The sequence below is a fragment of the Streptomyces sp. NPDC060000 genome, from assembly GCF_042737375.1.
Taxonomy (GTDB): domain Bacteria; phylum Actinomycetota; class Actinomycetes; order Streptomycetales; family Streptomycetaceae; genus Streptomyces.
The window spans coordinates 58,423-74,049 of the sequence record NZ_JBHWUU010000048.1; the positions used below are offsets into that span (position 1 = coordinate 58,423).

At 72.6% G+C, this 15,627-nt stretch carries 7 protein-coding genes; 3 read left to right on the plus strand and 4 right to left on the minus strand.

The features are described from left to right. Window positions 1–92: 92 nt before the first annotated feature. The 4 genes from ACFWBB_RS24520 to ACFWBB_RS24535 all read right to left on the minus strand — a co-directional run bounded on the left by ACFWBB_RS24520 (window position 93) and on the right by ACFWBB_RS24535 (window position 9,421). A complete protein-coding gene (locus ACFWBB_RS24520; protein WP_385276330.1) occupies window positions 93–1,505 on the minus strand; it encodes a dipeptidase in 1,413 nt (470 codons plus the stop codon). A gap of 10 nt (window positions 1,506–1,515) precedes the next feature. Beyond that, complete coding sequence (locus ACFWBB_RS24525) at window positions 1,516–5,142, minus strand: UvrD-helicase domain-containing protein (protein ID WP_385276333.1); 3,627 nt, start codon at window positions 5,140–5,142, stop codon at window positions 1,516–1,518. A gap of 236 nt (window positions 5,143–5,378) precedes the next feature. Continuing rightward, a complete protein-coding gene (locus ACFWBB_RS24530; protein WP_385276336.1) occupies window positions 5,379–8,705 on the minus strand; it encodes an ATP-dependent helicase in 3,327 nt (1,108 codons plus the stop codon). Between the two features lie 329 nt (window positions 8,706–9,034). Next, the gene (locus ACFWBB_RS24535; protein WP_385276339.1) at window positions 9,035–9,421 is read right to left on the minus strand and encodes an MGMT family protein; all 387 of its coding nucleotides are present in this window, start codon (window positions 9,419–9,421) and stop codon (window positions 9,035–9,037) included. A 186-nt stretch (window positions 9,422–9,607) separates the two neighbouring features. Here ACFWBB_RS24535 and ACFWBB_RS24540 point away from each other — a divergent pair, with 186 nt between their 5' ends. The 3 genes from ACFWBB_RS24540 (at window position 9,608) to ACFWBB_RS24550 (ending at window position 15,621) form a co-directional block, all read left to right on the plus strand. Further along, window positions 9,608–12,295 carry a lysylphosphatidylglycerol synthase domain-containing protein gene (locus ACFWBB_RS24540; RefSeq protein ID WP_385276342.1) on the plus strand — a complete coding sequence of 896 codons (2,688 nt, stop codon included), beginning with the start codon at window positions 9,608–9,610 and terminating at the stop codon, window positions 12,293–12,295. Between the two features lie 74 nt (window positions 12,296–12,369). Next, window positions 12,370–13,917 carry an alpha/beta hydrolase gene (locus tag ACFWBB_RS24545; protein WP_385276345.1) on the plus strand — a complete coding sequence of 516 codons (1,548 nt, stop codon included), beginning with the start codon at window positions 12,370–12,372 and terminating at the stop codon, window positions 13,915–13,917. A 138-nt stretch (window positions 13,918–14,055) separates the two neighbouring features. Beyond that, on the plus strand, window positions 14,056–15,621 hold the full coding sequence (locus ACFWBB_RS24550) for an alpha/beta fold hydrolase (RefSeq protein ID WP_385276348.1): 1,566 nt from the start codon (window positions 14,056–14,058) through the stop codon (window positions 15,619–15,621). The last annotated feature ends 6 nt before the right edge of the window (window positions 15,622–15,627 follow it).

A 15,627-nucleotide genomic window follows, 5' to 3' on the forward strand; every position in this document is an offset into this window, starting at 1 on the left:
GGCTCAGGACCGGTTCCGGTGCGGTGTCGCGGTGCGGGGCGGCCTTTCCAGTGTGCCCCGCGCGCGTGCCCCCTCCGGACCGAGCAGGGGCGTCAGGGCGCACGGCGCCAGTTCTCGGCCAGGTCGCCCCAGAGGTACGCGCTGGTCTCGACGCCCTTCAGCAGGAGGTCCAGTTCGACCTTCTCGTTCGGCGCGTGCCAGCCGTCCGAGGGGACGGAGATGCCCAGGAAGAGCACGGGGGCACCGAGGACTTCCTGGAGGTCGGCGGCCGGTCCCGAGCCGCCTTCCCGGGTGAAGCGGACGGGCCCTTCGAAGGCGCGGCCCATGGCGCGGACCACGGACCGGAGGGCCGGGTGGTCCAGCGGGGTCAGACACGGGCGCGTGGCCGGGCTGAACGTGATCTCGTGGCGGATCCCGGCGGGAAGCTGCTGGGCGGCCCAGACGCGGACGGCCTTCTCCACGTGCTCCGGGTCCTGGCCGGCGACCAGCCGGAAGGACAGCTTCACAAAGGCCGAGGACGGGATGATCGTCTTGCTGCCCGGGCCCTGGTAGCCGCCGCCGATGCCGTTGACCTCGGCCGTCGGACGGGCCCAGACGCGCTCCAGGGTGGTATGTCCCGCCTCGCCGTGCGCGGCGTGCGACCTGGCCGTGCGCAGCCACTGGTCCTCGTCGAACGGCAGCTCGGCGAAGAGCTCGCGCTCGCGGTCGGTGAGCTCGACGATGCCGTCGTAGAAACCGGGAACGGCCACGCGCGCGTGCTCGTCGTGCAGGGCCGCGACGAGACGGGCGGCCGCGGTGGCCGGGTTGGGCACGGCGCCGCCGAAGGAGCCCGAGTGGATGTCCTGGTCGGGGCCGGACAGCCGGATCTCGCACTCGGCGAGGCCGCGCATGCCGGTGCACACCGTGGGGGTGTCCTCGGACCACATCCCGGTGTCGGAGACGATCACCGCGTCCGCGGCGAGCCGGCCCGCCCGCTCCTCGACCAGCGCGCGGAAGTTCGGGGAGCTGGACTCCTCCTCGCCCTCGATCAGCAGCTTGAGACCGACGGCCGGGGCCCGGCGGCCGGTGGCGGCGAGGTGGGCGCGGACACCGAGGGTGTGGAAGAAGACCTGGCCCTTGTCGTCGGCCGCTCCCCGCGCGTGCAGGCGGTTCCCGCGGACGACGGGCTCGAAGGGGTCGGTGTCCCAGCCGTCCTCGAGGGCGGCCGGCTGCACGTCGTGATGGCCGTAGACCAGGACGGTGGGGGCCTGCGGGTCGCCGGAGGGCCACTCCGCGTAGACGGCCGGCGCACCCGGCGTCTGCCATACCTCGACGGTCGGGAAGCCGGTCTCCTTCAACTTGGCCGCGAGCCAGTCCGCACTGCGCCGTACGTCGGGGGCGTGGTCGGGCTGGGCCGATACCGACGGGATGCGCAGCCACTCGGCGAGGTCGTCGAGGAAGGCGGCGCGGTGCTGCTCGATGTACGTGCGGACCGCGCTGACGGCACTGTCAACGGTTTGGCTCATGGTCACGAGCCTATCGGCCCGCACCGACATCCTCGCCGGGCCCTTGCGCGGGGTTTGCTTGCGCGGCCGGTCCGCCACGGTCGTCCTCGGCGCCCTCCTCCCCGGTCAACAGGCGCTCCAGGGCGGCGCGATCGGGCAGACCCTCCGGCCGTACGACGTCGCCGCTGCGTACATAGAGGAACGCCGCTGTGACGGATTGCACGGGCACCCCCTGCTGCTCGGCCCAGGCGAGCCGGTAGAGGGCGAGTTGGAGGGGGTCGGCGGTGTGGGCGCGGTGGGTCTTCCAGTCGACGATGTCGTAGGTGGCCGCATCTCCGTCGCCCTCCTTGTAGACGGCGTCGATACGGCCCCGTACGACGCGGCCGGCGAGGGCCAGCTGGAAGGGGGCCTCGACGCGGTAGGGGGTGCGGCGGGCGTACTCGGTGCGCTCGAAGGCTTCCTTGAGCTCTTCCAGGTCGCGTTCGTCGGCGATCTCGGCGTCGTCGTCACCGGGCAGCTCGTGCGGCTCCAGCAGCGGGAGCGTCAACTCCTCGAAGCGGGCCTCCACCCATGCGTGGAACCGGGTGCCCCGGCGCGCGGCCGGTTGCGGGGGGCGCGGCATGGGGCGCGCGAGTTCCTGCGCGAGGCCGTCCGGGTCGGCGGCCAGCCGCAGCACCTGCGAGGCGGTGAGGGTCGTGGGCAGGGGTACGTCCGTGACGCTCCGGCGGGCGCGCAGCAGCTCCCCGGCGAGCGCGTCGAGGTCACGGTCCCAGGAGGCGACGGCCCGGGCTTCCTCGGGGGTGAGGGCGGACCGGCGCGGGCGGGCCGCGGGAAGCTCGGGGGCGGTCGCCTGGTGGGGCACGGCGGGACGGCCGGAGATCCGCTGGTCCCGGCCGGCTGAGCGGTCCTGGTGCGGGGGGCGGTCGAGGTGCGGGGGGCGATCCAGGGGCGCGGCCTCGAAGGGTGCCTCCTCGAACGGGTCGGACTCGTTGTGGGGCGGCTCGTCGTACTGGGAGTCGTCGTACTGGGAGTCTTCGTACTCGGGCTCGGGCTCGTAGGGGAGTTCGTCCCCGTCCGGTGGTGGGGGCCAGTCCGGGTCTTCGTAGGTGTCCGGGTCGTGGGTTGCGCCGGGGTGTCCGTCCTGGTGCGAGGCGAGGTCCTCCAGGTGGGCGAGGACGGTCTCGGCGGCGGCGCGGCGGCGGGCGAGGGCGTCGTCGTCCAGGGGGAGCGGCCAGACCTGGTCGGCCGTCGCGCGGTGCAGGACGGGGTTCTCCTCGTCCTCCTCCGGTTCGTCCGCCCAGGCCTCGATCTCGCCGTGGCCGGCCGCGCAGTGGTCGTACAGCTCCTGGAGGAAGCCGGACGGGCCGCGGGGCTTCTTCTGGGTGGGGCCCCACCAGTGGCCGGAGCCGAGGAGCAGCGAGCGGGGGCGGGTGAAGGTGACGTAGCCGAGGCGGAGTTCCTCGGTGTGCTGGTGGTCCTTCATGGCCTCGTGGAAGGCCTTCATGCCCCGTGCGTCCCAGGAGTCGAGGTCCGGGAGTGTGGCGGCGTCGCCGCGCAGCTCGTGCGGCAGCACCTTGGCCTGGGCGGTCCACTTCTCGCGGCCCTGCCCGCTGGGGAAGGTTCCGGTGACCAGGCCGGGGACGACGACGACGTCCCACTCCAGACCCTTGGACTTGTGCGCGGTGAGCACCTTGACGGTGTTCTCGCCGCCGGGGAGCGCGTTGTCGAGGCCCTTCTCGTACTGGGCGGCGGTGCGCAGGAAGCCGAGGAACGCCAGCAGGCTCGCCTGGTTCTCGGTCGCGGCGAAGGATGCGGCGATGTCGAGGAAGTTCGACAGGGTCTCGCGGCGCCGGGCGGCCAGGGCGTGCGGGGACGCCGACAGTTCGACCTCCAGGCCGGTGACGGCCAGGACGCGGTGCAGGACGTCCATAAGGGGGTCGGCCAGGGACCGGCGCAGGTCGCGCAGTTCGGTGGCGAGTCGCGCGAACCGTACGCGTGCGTCCGGCGAGAAGGGCAGCCCGTCGTCGTCCCCGGTACCGCCGTCGTAGTAGAGAGGCGTCTCCAGGAAGGTGTCGAGGGCGTCCGCGAGCGATATCACCTCGGACGGGTCGACCCCCTCGACGGCCTCGGCGAGGCGGCGGTCCGGGTCGTCGTCGCCCCCGCGCGCGTGGGTGACGAGCAGCCGTGCACGCCGGCCCAGGAGGGCGAGGTCGCGGGGGCCGATGCGCCAGCGCGGGCCGGTGAGCAGACGGACCAGGGAGGCGTTGGCGCCGGGGTCCTGGAGGACCTCGCAGACGGCGACGAGGTCGGCGACCTCGGGCAGGTGCAGAAGGCCGGAGAGCCCCACGACCTCGACGGGGATGTCGCGGGCCACCAGCGCGCCCTGGATCTCCGCGAAGTCGGTGGCCGTGCGGCACAGGACGGCGATCTCACCGGGCGCCGTGCCGGTGCGCACGAGGTGGGCGACGGAGTCGGCGATCCAGTCCATCTCCTCGGCGTGGGTGTTCACAAGCGCGCAGCGGACCACTCCGTCGCGTTCGGCGCCCGGGGCCGGGCGCAGGGCCTCCACGCCCGCGTGCATGGCGCGCAGGGGCTCGGCGAGGCCGTTGGCGAGGTCCAGGAGGCGGCCACCGCTGCGGCGGTTCTCGCTGAGCGACTGGCGGCGCGCCGTGCTTCCGTCGGCGTGCGCGAAGTGCTCGGGGAAGTCGTCGAGGTTGGCGACTGAGGCGCCGCGCCAGCCGTAGATGGCCTGGCAGGGGTCGCCGACGGCGGTCACGGGGTGCCCGGTGCCGCCGCCGAACAGGCCGGCCAGGAGGATGCGCTGGGCCACCGACGTGTCCTGGTACTCGTCGAGGAGAACCACCCGGAACTCCTCGCGCAGGATCGGGCCCACTTCGGGTACCTGGGCGAGCTGGGCTGCCAGGGCGATCTGGTCGCCGAAGTCGAGCAGATCGCGCTCGCGCTTGGCGGCCCGGTAGCGCAGCACCAGGTCGGCCAGTTCCCGCCGGGCGGCGGCCGTCTCGGGCACCTTGCGCAGGTCCGCGTTGGTGAGCCGGGCGCCCTCCAGGCCGCTCAGCAGTGCGGCGTCCCACGCGCGCAGGTCCTCGGGCCGGACGAGGTGTTCGGCGAGTTCGGCGTCGAGCGCGAGGAGGTCGCTGATCAGGTCGGCGAAGGAGCGGGTGAGCGACGGGTAGGGGCCGGGGGCCTCGCGCAGCACGCGCGCGGCGAGCTGGTAGCGGGTGGCGTCGGCGAGCAGTCGGGACGTCGGCTCCAGGCCGATGCGCAGGCCGTGGTCGGTCAGGAGTCGGCCCGCGAAGGCGTGGTAGGTGGAGATCACCGGCTCGCCCGGCGGGTTGTCCGGGTCGATGTCGTCGGGGTCGGTGACGCCTGCCCTGATCAGGGCCTTGCGGACGCGCTCGGCGAGTTCTCCGGCGGCCTTGTTGGTGAAGGTCAGGCCGAGGACCTGGTCGGGAGCGACCTGCCCCGTGCCGACCAGCCACACCACGCGCGCGGCCATCACCGTCGTCTTGCCCGACCCGGCTCCGGCCACGATCACCTGCGGGGCGGGCGGCGCGATGATGCAGGCCGTCTGCTCCGGGGTGAAGGGGATCCCGAGGAGCTCCTTGAGCTGCTCGGGATCGCTGATACGGGCGGGCATGGGGAGAGGCTAGCGGCGGGCACTGACAGCCGATGACAAATCGCCCGCCGCGTCTCGGATAAACGCAGGTCAGTACGTGTGGTGCGGTCCGTCACACGGGTCGGTCACGCGCCGACCGCACGGGTCGGCCGCACGTCGGTCGGCCGCACGGGTCGGCCGCACGTCGGTCGGCCGCACAGGTCGGCCGCACGTCGGTCGGCCGCACAGGTCGGCCGCACGTCGGTCGGCCGCGTCCGTCACTCGATCACGTGCCGGCCCTCGGTCCGGGCACTGCACGAGGCGCGGAACGCGCAGTGGGTGCACTGCTGGCCGGCGCTCGGCGTGAACCGCTCGTCGAGGACCTTGCCGGCCGCCGTGGCGAGCAGGTCACCGACCCACTCCCCCGCCGCGCCCTCAAGAGCTTCCTGCGCCTGCACCTTGGGCAGGCTCTCGCCGCCGTCCCGCTTGGCGGCGCTCTGGCGCAGCTGGACCAGTTCGGCGCCGCCCGGTGCGGGCCGTACGCCGTCGAAGGCCTCGTCGACCGCACCTTCGCGGACTGCCAGCTGGTAGACGGCGAGCTGGGGGTGTCGCTCCACCTCGCGGGCGGTCGGCGCCTGTTTGCCGGTCTTGAAGTCGACGACGTAGGCGCGGCCTTCGCCGTCGGCCTCGACCCGGTCCATCTGGCCGCGGATGCGCACCTCGTACTCGCCCGCTTCGAGGGTGACGTCGAAGTCGTGCTCGCTGGCGACCGGCGTGCGGCCCGCGCGGTCCATCACATGCCACTTCAGGAAGCGTTCGAGCGCCACACGCGCGTGTGTCTTCTCCTGCGCGGACTTCCACGGCGCGTCGAAGGCCAGGGCGTTCCACACGGAGTCGAGACGCTCCATGAGGACGTCGAGATCGGCCGGGGTGTGTCCGGAGGCGACCTCGTCCGCGAGGACGTGCACGACGTTGCCGAAGCCCTGCGCGACGGTGGCGGGGGCGTCGGCCTTCACCTCGCGGCCCAGGAACCACTGGAGGGCACAGGTGTTGGCGAGCTGGTCGAGGGCGCTGCCGGACAGCACTACGGGCTGGTCGCGGTCGCGCAGCGGCACCTTGCTCTCGGTCGGCTCGAACATGCCCCACCACCGGTACGGGTGGGCGGACGGCACCAGGGGCCTGCCGTCCTCGTCGGCGAGCGCGGCCAGCCGGGCCAGGCGGCGCGCGGCGGCCTCCCGGAGGGTGGCGGAGGCGCGGGGGTCGACCGTCGTGGCGCGCAGTTCGGCGACCAGCGCGGCGACCGCCAGGGGGCGGCGGGGGCGGCCCGTGACGTCCTTGGGCTCGACGCCCAGTTCGGTCAGGAAGCGGGAGGGCTGGTCACCGTCGTCGGCGGGCGCCTTCACGGCGGTGACGACGAGGCGCGCACGCGCGCGTGTGGCGGCGACGTAGAACAGGCGGCGCTCCTCGGCGAGCAGCGCGCCCGGGGTGAGCGGCTCGGCGAGTCCGTCGCGGCCGATGCGGTCCGCCTCCAGGAGGGAGCCCCGGCGGCGCAGGTCCGGCCACAGTCCCTCCTGGACACCGGCCACGACGACCAGGCTCCATTCGAGGCCCTTGGCCCGGTGGGCGGTCATCAGACGTACGGCGTCGGGGCGCACGGCGCGCCGGGTGAGGGTGTCGGCGGCGATGTCCTCGGCCTCGATCTCGGCCAGGAAGTTCAGGGCGCCCCGGCCGCCCGTGCGCTCCTCCGCGCGCGCGGCGGTGGCGAACAGGGCGCACACGGCGTCCAGGTCCCGGTCGGCGTTGCGGCCGGCCGCGCCGCCGCGCCGGGCGGACCGCTCCAGACGCCCGGGCCAGGGCGTGCCGTCCCAGAGGTCCCACAGCGCCTCCTCGGCCGTGCCGCCACGCGCGAGACCCTCCCGGGCCGTCGCCAGCAGCGCGCCGAGGCGCTGGGCACCGCGCGCGTACGTCGGGTCGTGGGCGACCAGCCGCTCCGGCTCGGCCAGGGCACGCGCGAGCAGCTGGTCGGAGGGCGGCGGCAGGGCGTTGCCCGCGGAGCGCTCCTCCTCGCGCAGCGCCCGTCCGAGGCGGCGCAGATCGGCGGCGTCCATGCCGGCCAGGGGGGAGGCGAGGAGGGTGAGGGCGGTCTCGGTGTCGAGCCAGCACGCGTCCGGATCGGTTTCGGTGTCCTCGTCCCTCGCCGGTGGTGCGGAGGCCTCGGCCGTCGCCACTGCCCGCAGGGCGGTCAGCAGGGGCGCCACGGCCGGTTCATGGCGCAGGGGGAGGTCGTCGCCGTCGATGTCGAGGGGGACGCCTGCGGCGGTGAGGGCGCGGCGGACCGTCGGGATCGTGCGGGAGCCGGCGCGTACCAGGACGGCCATCTCGCTCCAGGGCAGGCCCTCCTCGAGGTGGGCGCGGCGCAGGATGTCGGCGACGTTGTCCAGCTCGGTGCCGGCGGTCGGATACGTGTAGACCTCGACGCGGCCGCCGTCGCGTGCGGCGGTCAGTTCGCGATGGGCGCGGACCTTCTCGGCCGGGAGGCGGGTCAGGGGCATCCGCCGGGTGACCAGCCGGGTGGCGGCCAGCAGGGCGGCGCCGGAGCGGCGGGAGGTGCGCAGGACCTCCACAGGGGCCGGACGGCCGTCGGGGCGGGGGAATGCCTCGGGAAAGTCGAGGATGCCGTTCACGTCGGCGCCCCGGAAGGTGTAGATCGACTGGTCGGGATCGCCGAAGGCGACGAGGCTGCGGCCACCGCCGGCGAGGGCGTGCAGCAGCCGGACCTGGGCCGGATCGGTGTCCTGGTACTCGTCGACGAACACGGCGTCGTACTGCCCGGCGAGCCGCTCGGCCATCTCCGGGCGGTGGGCGAGGAGGACCGCGCGGTGGACGAGTTCCGCGTAGTCGATCACACCGTGCAGATCGAGTACGTCGAGGTACTCGGCGAGGAAGGCAGCGGCGGCGCGCCAGTCGGGGCGGCCGATGCGGTGCGCGAAGGCGTCCAGGGCCGCGGGGTCGAGGCCCAGTTCGCGGCTGCGGGCGAGCACCGCGCGGACCTCGTCGGCGAAGCCGCGCGTGGTGAGGCAGGCACGCAGTTCGTCCGGCCAGCGCACATGCGTCAGGCCTAGCCGTTGCAGGTCGAGCTGGCCGGCGAGCAGCTCTCGGACGGCCACGTCCTGCTCGGGGCCGGACAGCAGCCGCAGGGGTTCCACGAACAGGTCGGCGGCCTGGTGGGCGCGGACCAGGGCGTAGCAGTACGAGTGGAAGGTGGTCGCCTGGGGAGCGCGGGCGGCGCCCATGCGGTGCGCCATCCGGTCCCGCAGCTCCACGGCGGCCTTGCGGCTGAACGTGAGCACCAGGATGCGTGCGGGGTCGCCGCCGCGAGCGACCCGGGCTGCCACGGACTCGACGAGCGTGGTGGTCTTCCCGGTGCCCGGACCTGCGAGGACGAGCATCGGACCGGCCCCGTGGTCAACCACGGAGCGTTGGGTGGCGTCCAGCTGAGGGGGATCCGGCAGAGCCGGCGGGGTACGCACCAGTCGGTAAGCGCCACGGTTCCCCTGTCGCCCCTGGGGGTGCGACAGGCGCCTGGTGGAGGAAGAGGAGCTCACGTGGTTCGCCGGTCCTGGTGGGTGTACTGGTTGACGGATCACCACTCGAGGAGAGCGGTGATCACGGGATGAGGGGGACGTGTGCAGCCGACGCTACGCCGAGGAGCGGTTCGCAAGGATGGCTTCCGCTTCTTCCCTCACGGCCCGCACGGTTCGCACAGCCCTCGAGGCCCTCACGGCCCGCACAGTCCTCACGCCGCTCTCGGCCCGCCTGCCACGCGGGTCCCTCGCCCCTCGAACGTACGCCATCCCGCAGACGTGCCCCCTTTGCGCCGTTTCCCCCATACGAGCCACAAGCTCCCCTCGACCCCGTGCGATGGCGGAAGCTGTCAGGTGTGACCTTCCGCGCGTTCACCGCCGTCCCACCGCGCCCGCTTCATGTCGAGACGCGGCAGGTGCCCCTCGGCGGCCCTGCTCGCCTGCTTCAGAGGCGTGCCCTCGACGCGGTAGCGGTCCAGTGCCCGCAGTTCGTGCCCCGGGAGCAGCAACCCGTCCGCGCGCACCACACGCCACCACGGGACGGCGCCGCCGTAGAGGGCCATCACCCGGCCGACCTGTCGCGGCCCGCCCTCCTCCAGCCACTCCGCGACGTCCCCGTACGTCATGACCCGCCCCGGCGGGATCAGCTCCGCGACCTCGAGAACCCGCTCGGCGTACTCCGGCAGCGCGTCGGTGTACTCCGGGCGGGCGTCGTCCGGAAGGCTCTGCTCGCTCATCCGCCCCATCCTGCCCCACGGCACCGACAATGCGACGGGCCCGCGACCCTGTGTGACCCTCGCCCCTGGGCGGCGCTTCAGGCAGACTGTGCGCCCCCGCGTTTGCACCCTGATGCCCCCGTGTGTCAGTGCGGCATGCCACCATCGTGCGGGCGGTGACCGGTGATACGAGACCAAGAAGAGACGATGAAGCAGCAGGGCGTGCATCCTGAGGGCGGGGAGAGCACCTCTGACGCTGCCTCGCGCCCGGACACCACCGACGAGGCACGGGAAGAGGTGCACATCGACGAGGTAGAGGGCGACGAACCGCTGCTCCCCGCGCGTGTGCACCGCCCCTCCGACCTGATGCGGCTGCTGGTGGGCGTGCTCGCCGTGGCCCTGCTCCTGGGCATCGCCGCCTTCGCGCACGGGACGACCTCGGGCCTCGAACAGGACATCAACAAGGGCACCGGACAGGCGCCCGATCTCCTCATCAAGATCGCGGGTCTGGCGTCGAGCATCGCGATCCTGCTGGTGCCGGTCGCGTTCGCGATCGAGCGGCTGATCAAGCGGGACGGACTGCGCATCGCCGACGGCGTACTCGCCGCCGTCCTCGCGCACGGTGTGACCCTCGCCACCGACCTGTGGGTCGCCAAGGGCGCCCCGGACTCGATCCAGGAGGCACTCACCCAGCCCTCCCCCGGTGACATCCACGCCCTCACCGACCCCGTACACGGCTACCTGGCGCCCGTCATCGCCTATATGACGGCCGTCGGCATGTCCCGTCGGCCGCGCTGGCGCTCGGTGCTGTGGATCGTGCTGCTCCTCGACGCCTTCTCGATGCTCGTCACCGGCTACACGACACCGTTCTCGATCATCCTCACGGTGCTGATCGGCTGGACCGTGGCGTACGGGACGCTGTACGCGGTCGGCTCCCCGAACGTGCGCCCCACGGGACGGACGCTGATGGCGGGCCTGCGGCACGTCGGCTTCCACCCGGTGAGCGCGGCCCGCGAGGAGGCGCCGGACGCGGCGGAGAGCGACCGGGGCAGACGCTACTTCGTCACCCTGGAGGACGGCCCCCCGCTCGACGTCACGGTGGTCGACCGGGAACAGCAGGCCCAGGGGTTCTTCTATCGCGCGTGGCGCAACCTCACCCTGCGCGGCTTCGCCACCCGCAGCAGCCTCCAGTCGCTGCGCCAGGCACTCGAGCAGGAGGCGCTGCTCGCCTACGCGGCCATCGCGGCCGGCGCCAACGCGCCGAAACTGATCGCGACCTCCGAGCTCGGTCCCGACGCGGTCATGCTCGTCTACGAGCACACCGGCGGCCGCACCCTCGACTCGCTGGCCGACGACGAGATCACCGACGACCTGCTGCGCAACACCTGGCACCAGGTGCAGGCACTCCAGTCGCGGCGGATCGCGCACCGCCGGCTCGCGGGTGACGCGATCCTGGTGGATCGTTCCGGCACGGTGATCCTCACCGATCTGCGCGGCGGGGAGATCGCGGCCGGCGATCTGCTGCTGCGCATGGACGTCGCCCAGTTGGTGACGACGCTCGGCCTGCGGGTGGGCGCCGAACGGGCGGTGGCCTCCGCGGTGGGCGTGCTGGGACCGGACGCGGTCGCGGACTGTCTGCCGATGCTCCAGCCCATCGCCCTGACGCGCTCCACGCGCGCGACACTGCGCCGACTGGCACGCGAGCGTGCGCAACGCGAGCGCGAGGCGGTCCTGGAGGCCTCCCAGCAGGCCAAGCAGGCCCGCCTGGAGGCGGCAGGGCAGGGCACCGGACCCGTCGTCCTGGAGAAGCCGGACAAGAAGGCCGTCCGCGCGGAGGCGCGGGCCGAGAAGCGGGCCATCGACGACGCGCTGGAGGAAGCCCGTGAGGAGGATCTGCTGACGCAGATCCGGCACGAGGTACTGCTGATCCGGCCGCAGGCACCGGTCGAACCGGCCCGGCTGGAGCGGGTGCGACCGAAAACCCTGATGAGCTTCATCGCCGGTGCCATCGGCGCGTACTTCCTGCTGACGCAGCTCACCCACATCGAGTTCGGTCCGCTCGTCGCCAACGCCGAGTGGGGCTGGGTCGCCGCGGCGGTCCTCTTCTCCGCGGTGAGCTATGTGGCCGCGGCGATGAGCCTGCTGGGGTTCGTGCCGGAGCGGGTGCCCTTCCCGCGGACCGTGGCCGCGCAGGTCGCCGGGTCGTTCGTGAAGATCGTGGCGCCGGCCGCGGTCGGCGGGGTCGCCCTCAACACACGCTTCCTCCAGCGCGCGGGGGTGCGGCCCGGCCTCGCGGTGGCCAGCGTCGGCGCCTCGCAGCTGTTCGGGCTCGGCTGCCACATCCTGATGCTGCTGTCGTTCGGATATCTGACCGGCACCGAGAAGACACCGTCGCTGTCGCCGTCCCGCACGGTCATCGCGGGTCTGCTCACGGTGGCGGTGCTCGTGCTCGTGGTGACCTCGGTGCCGTTCCTGCGCAAGTTCGTCAGCACGCGCGTACGGTCCCTGTTCGCCGGTGTCGTGCCGCGCATGCTGGACGTGCTCCAGCGGCCGCAGAAGCTGATCACCGGCATCGGCGGCATGCTCCTCCTCACCGCCTGCTTCGTGATGTGCCTGGACGCCTCGATCCGCGCGTTCGGCGACGAGTCGACCTCGCTCAGCATCGCCAGCGTCGCTGTCGTCTTCCTCGCGGGCAACGCGCTCGGGTCGGCTGCCCCGACACCGGGCGGCGTCGGTGCCGTCGAGGCGACGCTGACGGTCGGTCTGATCGCGGTGGGCCTGCCCAAGGAGGTCGCGGCTCCCGCGGTGCTGCTCTTCCGTCTGCTGACGCTGTGGCTGCCGGTGCTGCCGGGCTGGCTTGCCTTCAACCACCTGTCCCGCAAGGGCGCCTTGTAGCGGGGCACCGGCACCCGTACCTCGTACGGCCCGCGCCCCGCGCGCGTGCCCGGGCGCGACCGCAGGATGGGATCATGCCGAACCCGTCCCGCCCGCGCGCTGCCGCCGCCGTGACCGTCACCGCCCTGCTCCTGTCCTCCATGGTGGCGGGCTGCGGCGGCGACGCACAGGACGAGGATCTGACGGCACAGGAGCTGAGCTGGAAGGACTGCCCGGCCCCGTCCCAGGCGGAGGGCGGCGGCAGCGCCCCGTCCCCGCTGCCCGACGGCGACCAGTGGGAGTGCGCCACGATGAAGGCGCCCCTGGACTGGGGCGACCCCAAGGGCGACACGATCGGCATCGCGCTGATCCGGGCCCGGGCGAGCGGCGACGAGAGCCGCCGGATCGGCTCGCTGATCTTCAACTTCGGTGGGCCCGGCGGCTCGGGCGTCTCCACCCTGCCTGCCTTCGGAGAGGAGTACGCGGCCCTGCGCGCCCGCTACGACCTGGTCAGCTTCGACCCGCGCGGGGTCGGCCGCAGCGCCGGCGTGCGGTGCGAGAACGACCGGCAGCTCGACGCGTACTTCCAGCAGGACGGCACGCCCGACGACGCCGTCGAACGCACCGCGCTCCAGGACCACACCAAGGACTTCAACGCGGCCTGCGAGAAGAACTCCGCGAAGACGCTGCCGAACGTACGGACCACGGACGCGGCCCGGGACATGGACCTGATGCGCCAGATCCTCGGCGACGACAGGCTGTACTACTTCGGCATCTCCTACGGCACCGAACTGGGCGGTGTGTACGCCCACTTGTTCCCCAAGAGCGTGGGCCGCGCCGTTTTCGACGCGGTCGTCGACCCGACCCAGACGTCCGAGCAGAGCTCCCTCGGACAGGCCAGGGGCTTCCAGCTCGCGCTCGACAACTACGCCGAGGACTGCACGTCCAGGACGCAGGACTGCCCCGTCGGGGACACCGCGCGGGACGTCGAGGACCGGATCGCGAAGCTCCTCGAGAACCTCGACGGCAAGCCGATCCCGGGCATCTTCCCGCGCGAGCTGACCCAGAGCGCCGCGACCAACGGCATCGCGCAGGCGCTGTACTCGCAGGATTTCTGGGAGTACCTCACCGAGGGACTGGAACAGGCCTACACCGGGGACGGCAAGGTCCTGATGCTGCTGTCCGACCTGATGAACGGCCGCAACGAGAACGGCGAGTACAGCAACATCACGGCCGCCAACATCTCCATCAACTGCGCCGACGACAAGCCGCGTTACTCCACCGCCCACGTGCTGCAGAAGCTGCCGGAGTTCCGGGCCGCCTCCAGCGTGTTCGGGGACTTCCTGGCCTGGTCCATGGTCAGTTGCACGGACTGGCCCGTGCCCGGCGCCGCCGACCACCCCGATGTGAGCGCGCCGGGGTCGGTGCCGATCCTCGTCGTGGGCAACACCGGCGACCCGGCGACCCCGTACGAGGGGGCCCGCAAGATGGTCGACGCGCTGGGCCGGGGAGTGGGGGTCGAGCTGACGTACAAGGGACAGGGGCACGGCGCGTACGGCAGCAAGAACAAGTGCGTGCAGGCGGCGGTGAACGCCTATCTGCTGGACGGCGAGGTGCCGGCCGCGGGAACCGTCTGCTCCTGACACCGCCGCGGAAATTCCGAGAAACTCGCAGGTCAAAAGGTTATCCACAGGCCCCGACGGGTGGGCCGTGCGCCGCCTAATATGGCCTGACAGCCGTCCGCCGCCGAGTGCGGACGGCCCGCGAGGGGGGACGTACACATGGCGCGATCCGTACGGTGGACGGCGCTGGGGGCCGCCGCCGCGCTGCTGATGACGGGCTGCAGCAGCGGCGCGTCGGACGGGGGCGGGAACGACGAGGGCGGCACGGCGGACTCGCGGTCCTCGGCCGCCTCCTCCGCAGCGACCGCCACGACGGCCGAGCCGCCCGCCTCGCTGACGGGGCAGAAGCTGGACTGGGGACGCTGCAAGGCCACCTCCGACTCCGCCGCGCCGGGCAGCGACTGGCAGTGCGCGACCCTGAAGGTGCCGCTGGACTGGTCGAAGCCGGACGGCAACACGATCGGCCTCGCCCTGGTGCGCACCAAGTCCCGTGCCGGGGGAAGCGACCGGGAGGGCTCGCTGCTGTTCAACTTCGGCGGGCCGGGCGGCTCGGGAGTGTCGACGCTCCCTTCCTACGGTTCCACGTTCTCCTCGCTCCGCGAGCGCTACGACCTGGTGAGCTGGGACCCGCGCGGGGTCGGCGCCAGCGAGGGCGTCCGCTGCCGCGACGACAAGGACATCCAGGCCGCCGAGTCCCTCGACTCCACCCCGGACACCCCGGCCGAGGAACAGGTGTACTTCAAGGACGCCACCGACTTCGGAAAGGGCTGCGCGAAGGCCGCAGGAAAGCTGATGGCGCATGTGTCGACGACCGACACCGCCCGCGACATGGACCTGATGCGCCAGGTCCTCGGTGACGCGAGGATGCACTACTTCGGCATCTCCTACGGCACCGAACTGGGCGGTGTGTACGCCCACTTGTTCCCGAAGAACGTGGGCCGGCTGATCCTCGACGCGGTCGTCGACCCGAGCGCCGACTCGGTGGGCCACGCGCAGAACCAGGCCCGTGGCTTCCAACGGGCACTCGACGACTACCTCAAGTCGACGGGCCAGGACCCCGCGAAGGGCAGCAAGAAGATCGCGGATCTGCTGGACCGGATCGACAGCGACCCGCTGCCCACGTCCGACGGCCGGAAGCTGACGCAGACACTCGCGGTCACCGGCATCGTCCTGCCGCTGTACAGCAAGCAGGGCTGGCCGGGCCTGACCAGCGCCCTGGAGTCGGCCGAGGCCGGAGACGGTTCCGAACTGCTTACCCTCGCCGACGGCTACAACGAGCGGGACACCTCGGGGCACTACGGCACGACGACCCACTCGCAACGGGTCATATCGTGCTTGGACGACAAGCAGCGGCCGACCGCCGAGGAGACGAAGAACCTGCTGCCGGAGTTCGAGAAGATCTCACCCGTGTTCGGGGACTTCCTGGGCTGGGACACGGCCGGCTGGTGTCACGACTGGCCGGTGGCCGGGCAGTACGACACCCCGGAGGTGAGCGCGGCGGGTGCGGCGCCGATCCTGCTGGTCGGCAACACCGGGGACCCGGCGACACCGTACGAGGGCGCACGGAAGATGGCGGACGAGCTCGGGAAGGACGTCGGCGTGCTGCTCACCTGGAAGGGCGAGGGGCACGGTGCGTACGGCAGCGGGAGCGACTGTGTCGACTCGGCGGTGAACACGTACCTGTTGAAGGGGACCGTGCCGAAGGACGGCAAGGTCTGCTCATGACGACGG

What these genes read in the sequence shown, in the direction of transcription:
- ACFWBB_RS24535 (WP_385276339.1), bottom strand. Translation starts at nt 9,421, where the DNA reads ATGAGCGAGCAGAGCCTTCCGGACGACGCCCGCCCGGAGTACACCGAC.
- ACFWBB_RS24520 (WP_385276330.1), bottom strand. Translation starts at nt 1,505, where the DNA reads ATGAGCCAAACCGTTGACAGTGCCGTCAGCGCGGTCCGCACGTACATC.
- ACFWBB_RS24525 (WP_385276333.1), bottom strand. Translation starts at nt 5,142, where the DNA reads ATGCCCGCCCGTATCAGCGATCCCGAGCAGCTCAAGGAGCTCCTCGGG.
- ACFWBB_RS24550 (WP_385276348.1), top strand. Translation starts at nt 14,056, where the DNA reads ATGGCGCGATCCGTACGGTGGACGGCGCTGGGGGCCGCCGCCGCGCTG.
- ACFWBB_RS24540 (WP_385276342.1), top strand. Translation starts at nt 9,608, where the DNA reads ATGAAGCAGCAGGGCGTGCATCCTGAGGGCGGGGAGAGCACCTCTGAC.
- ACFWBB_RS24545 (WP_385276345.1), top strand. Translation starts at nt 12,370, where the DNA reads ATGCCGAACCCGTCCCGCCCGCGCGCTGCCGCCGCCGTGACCGTCACC.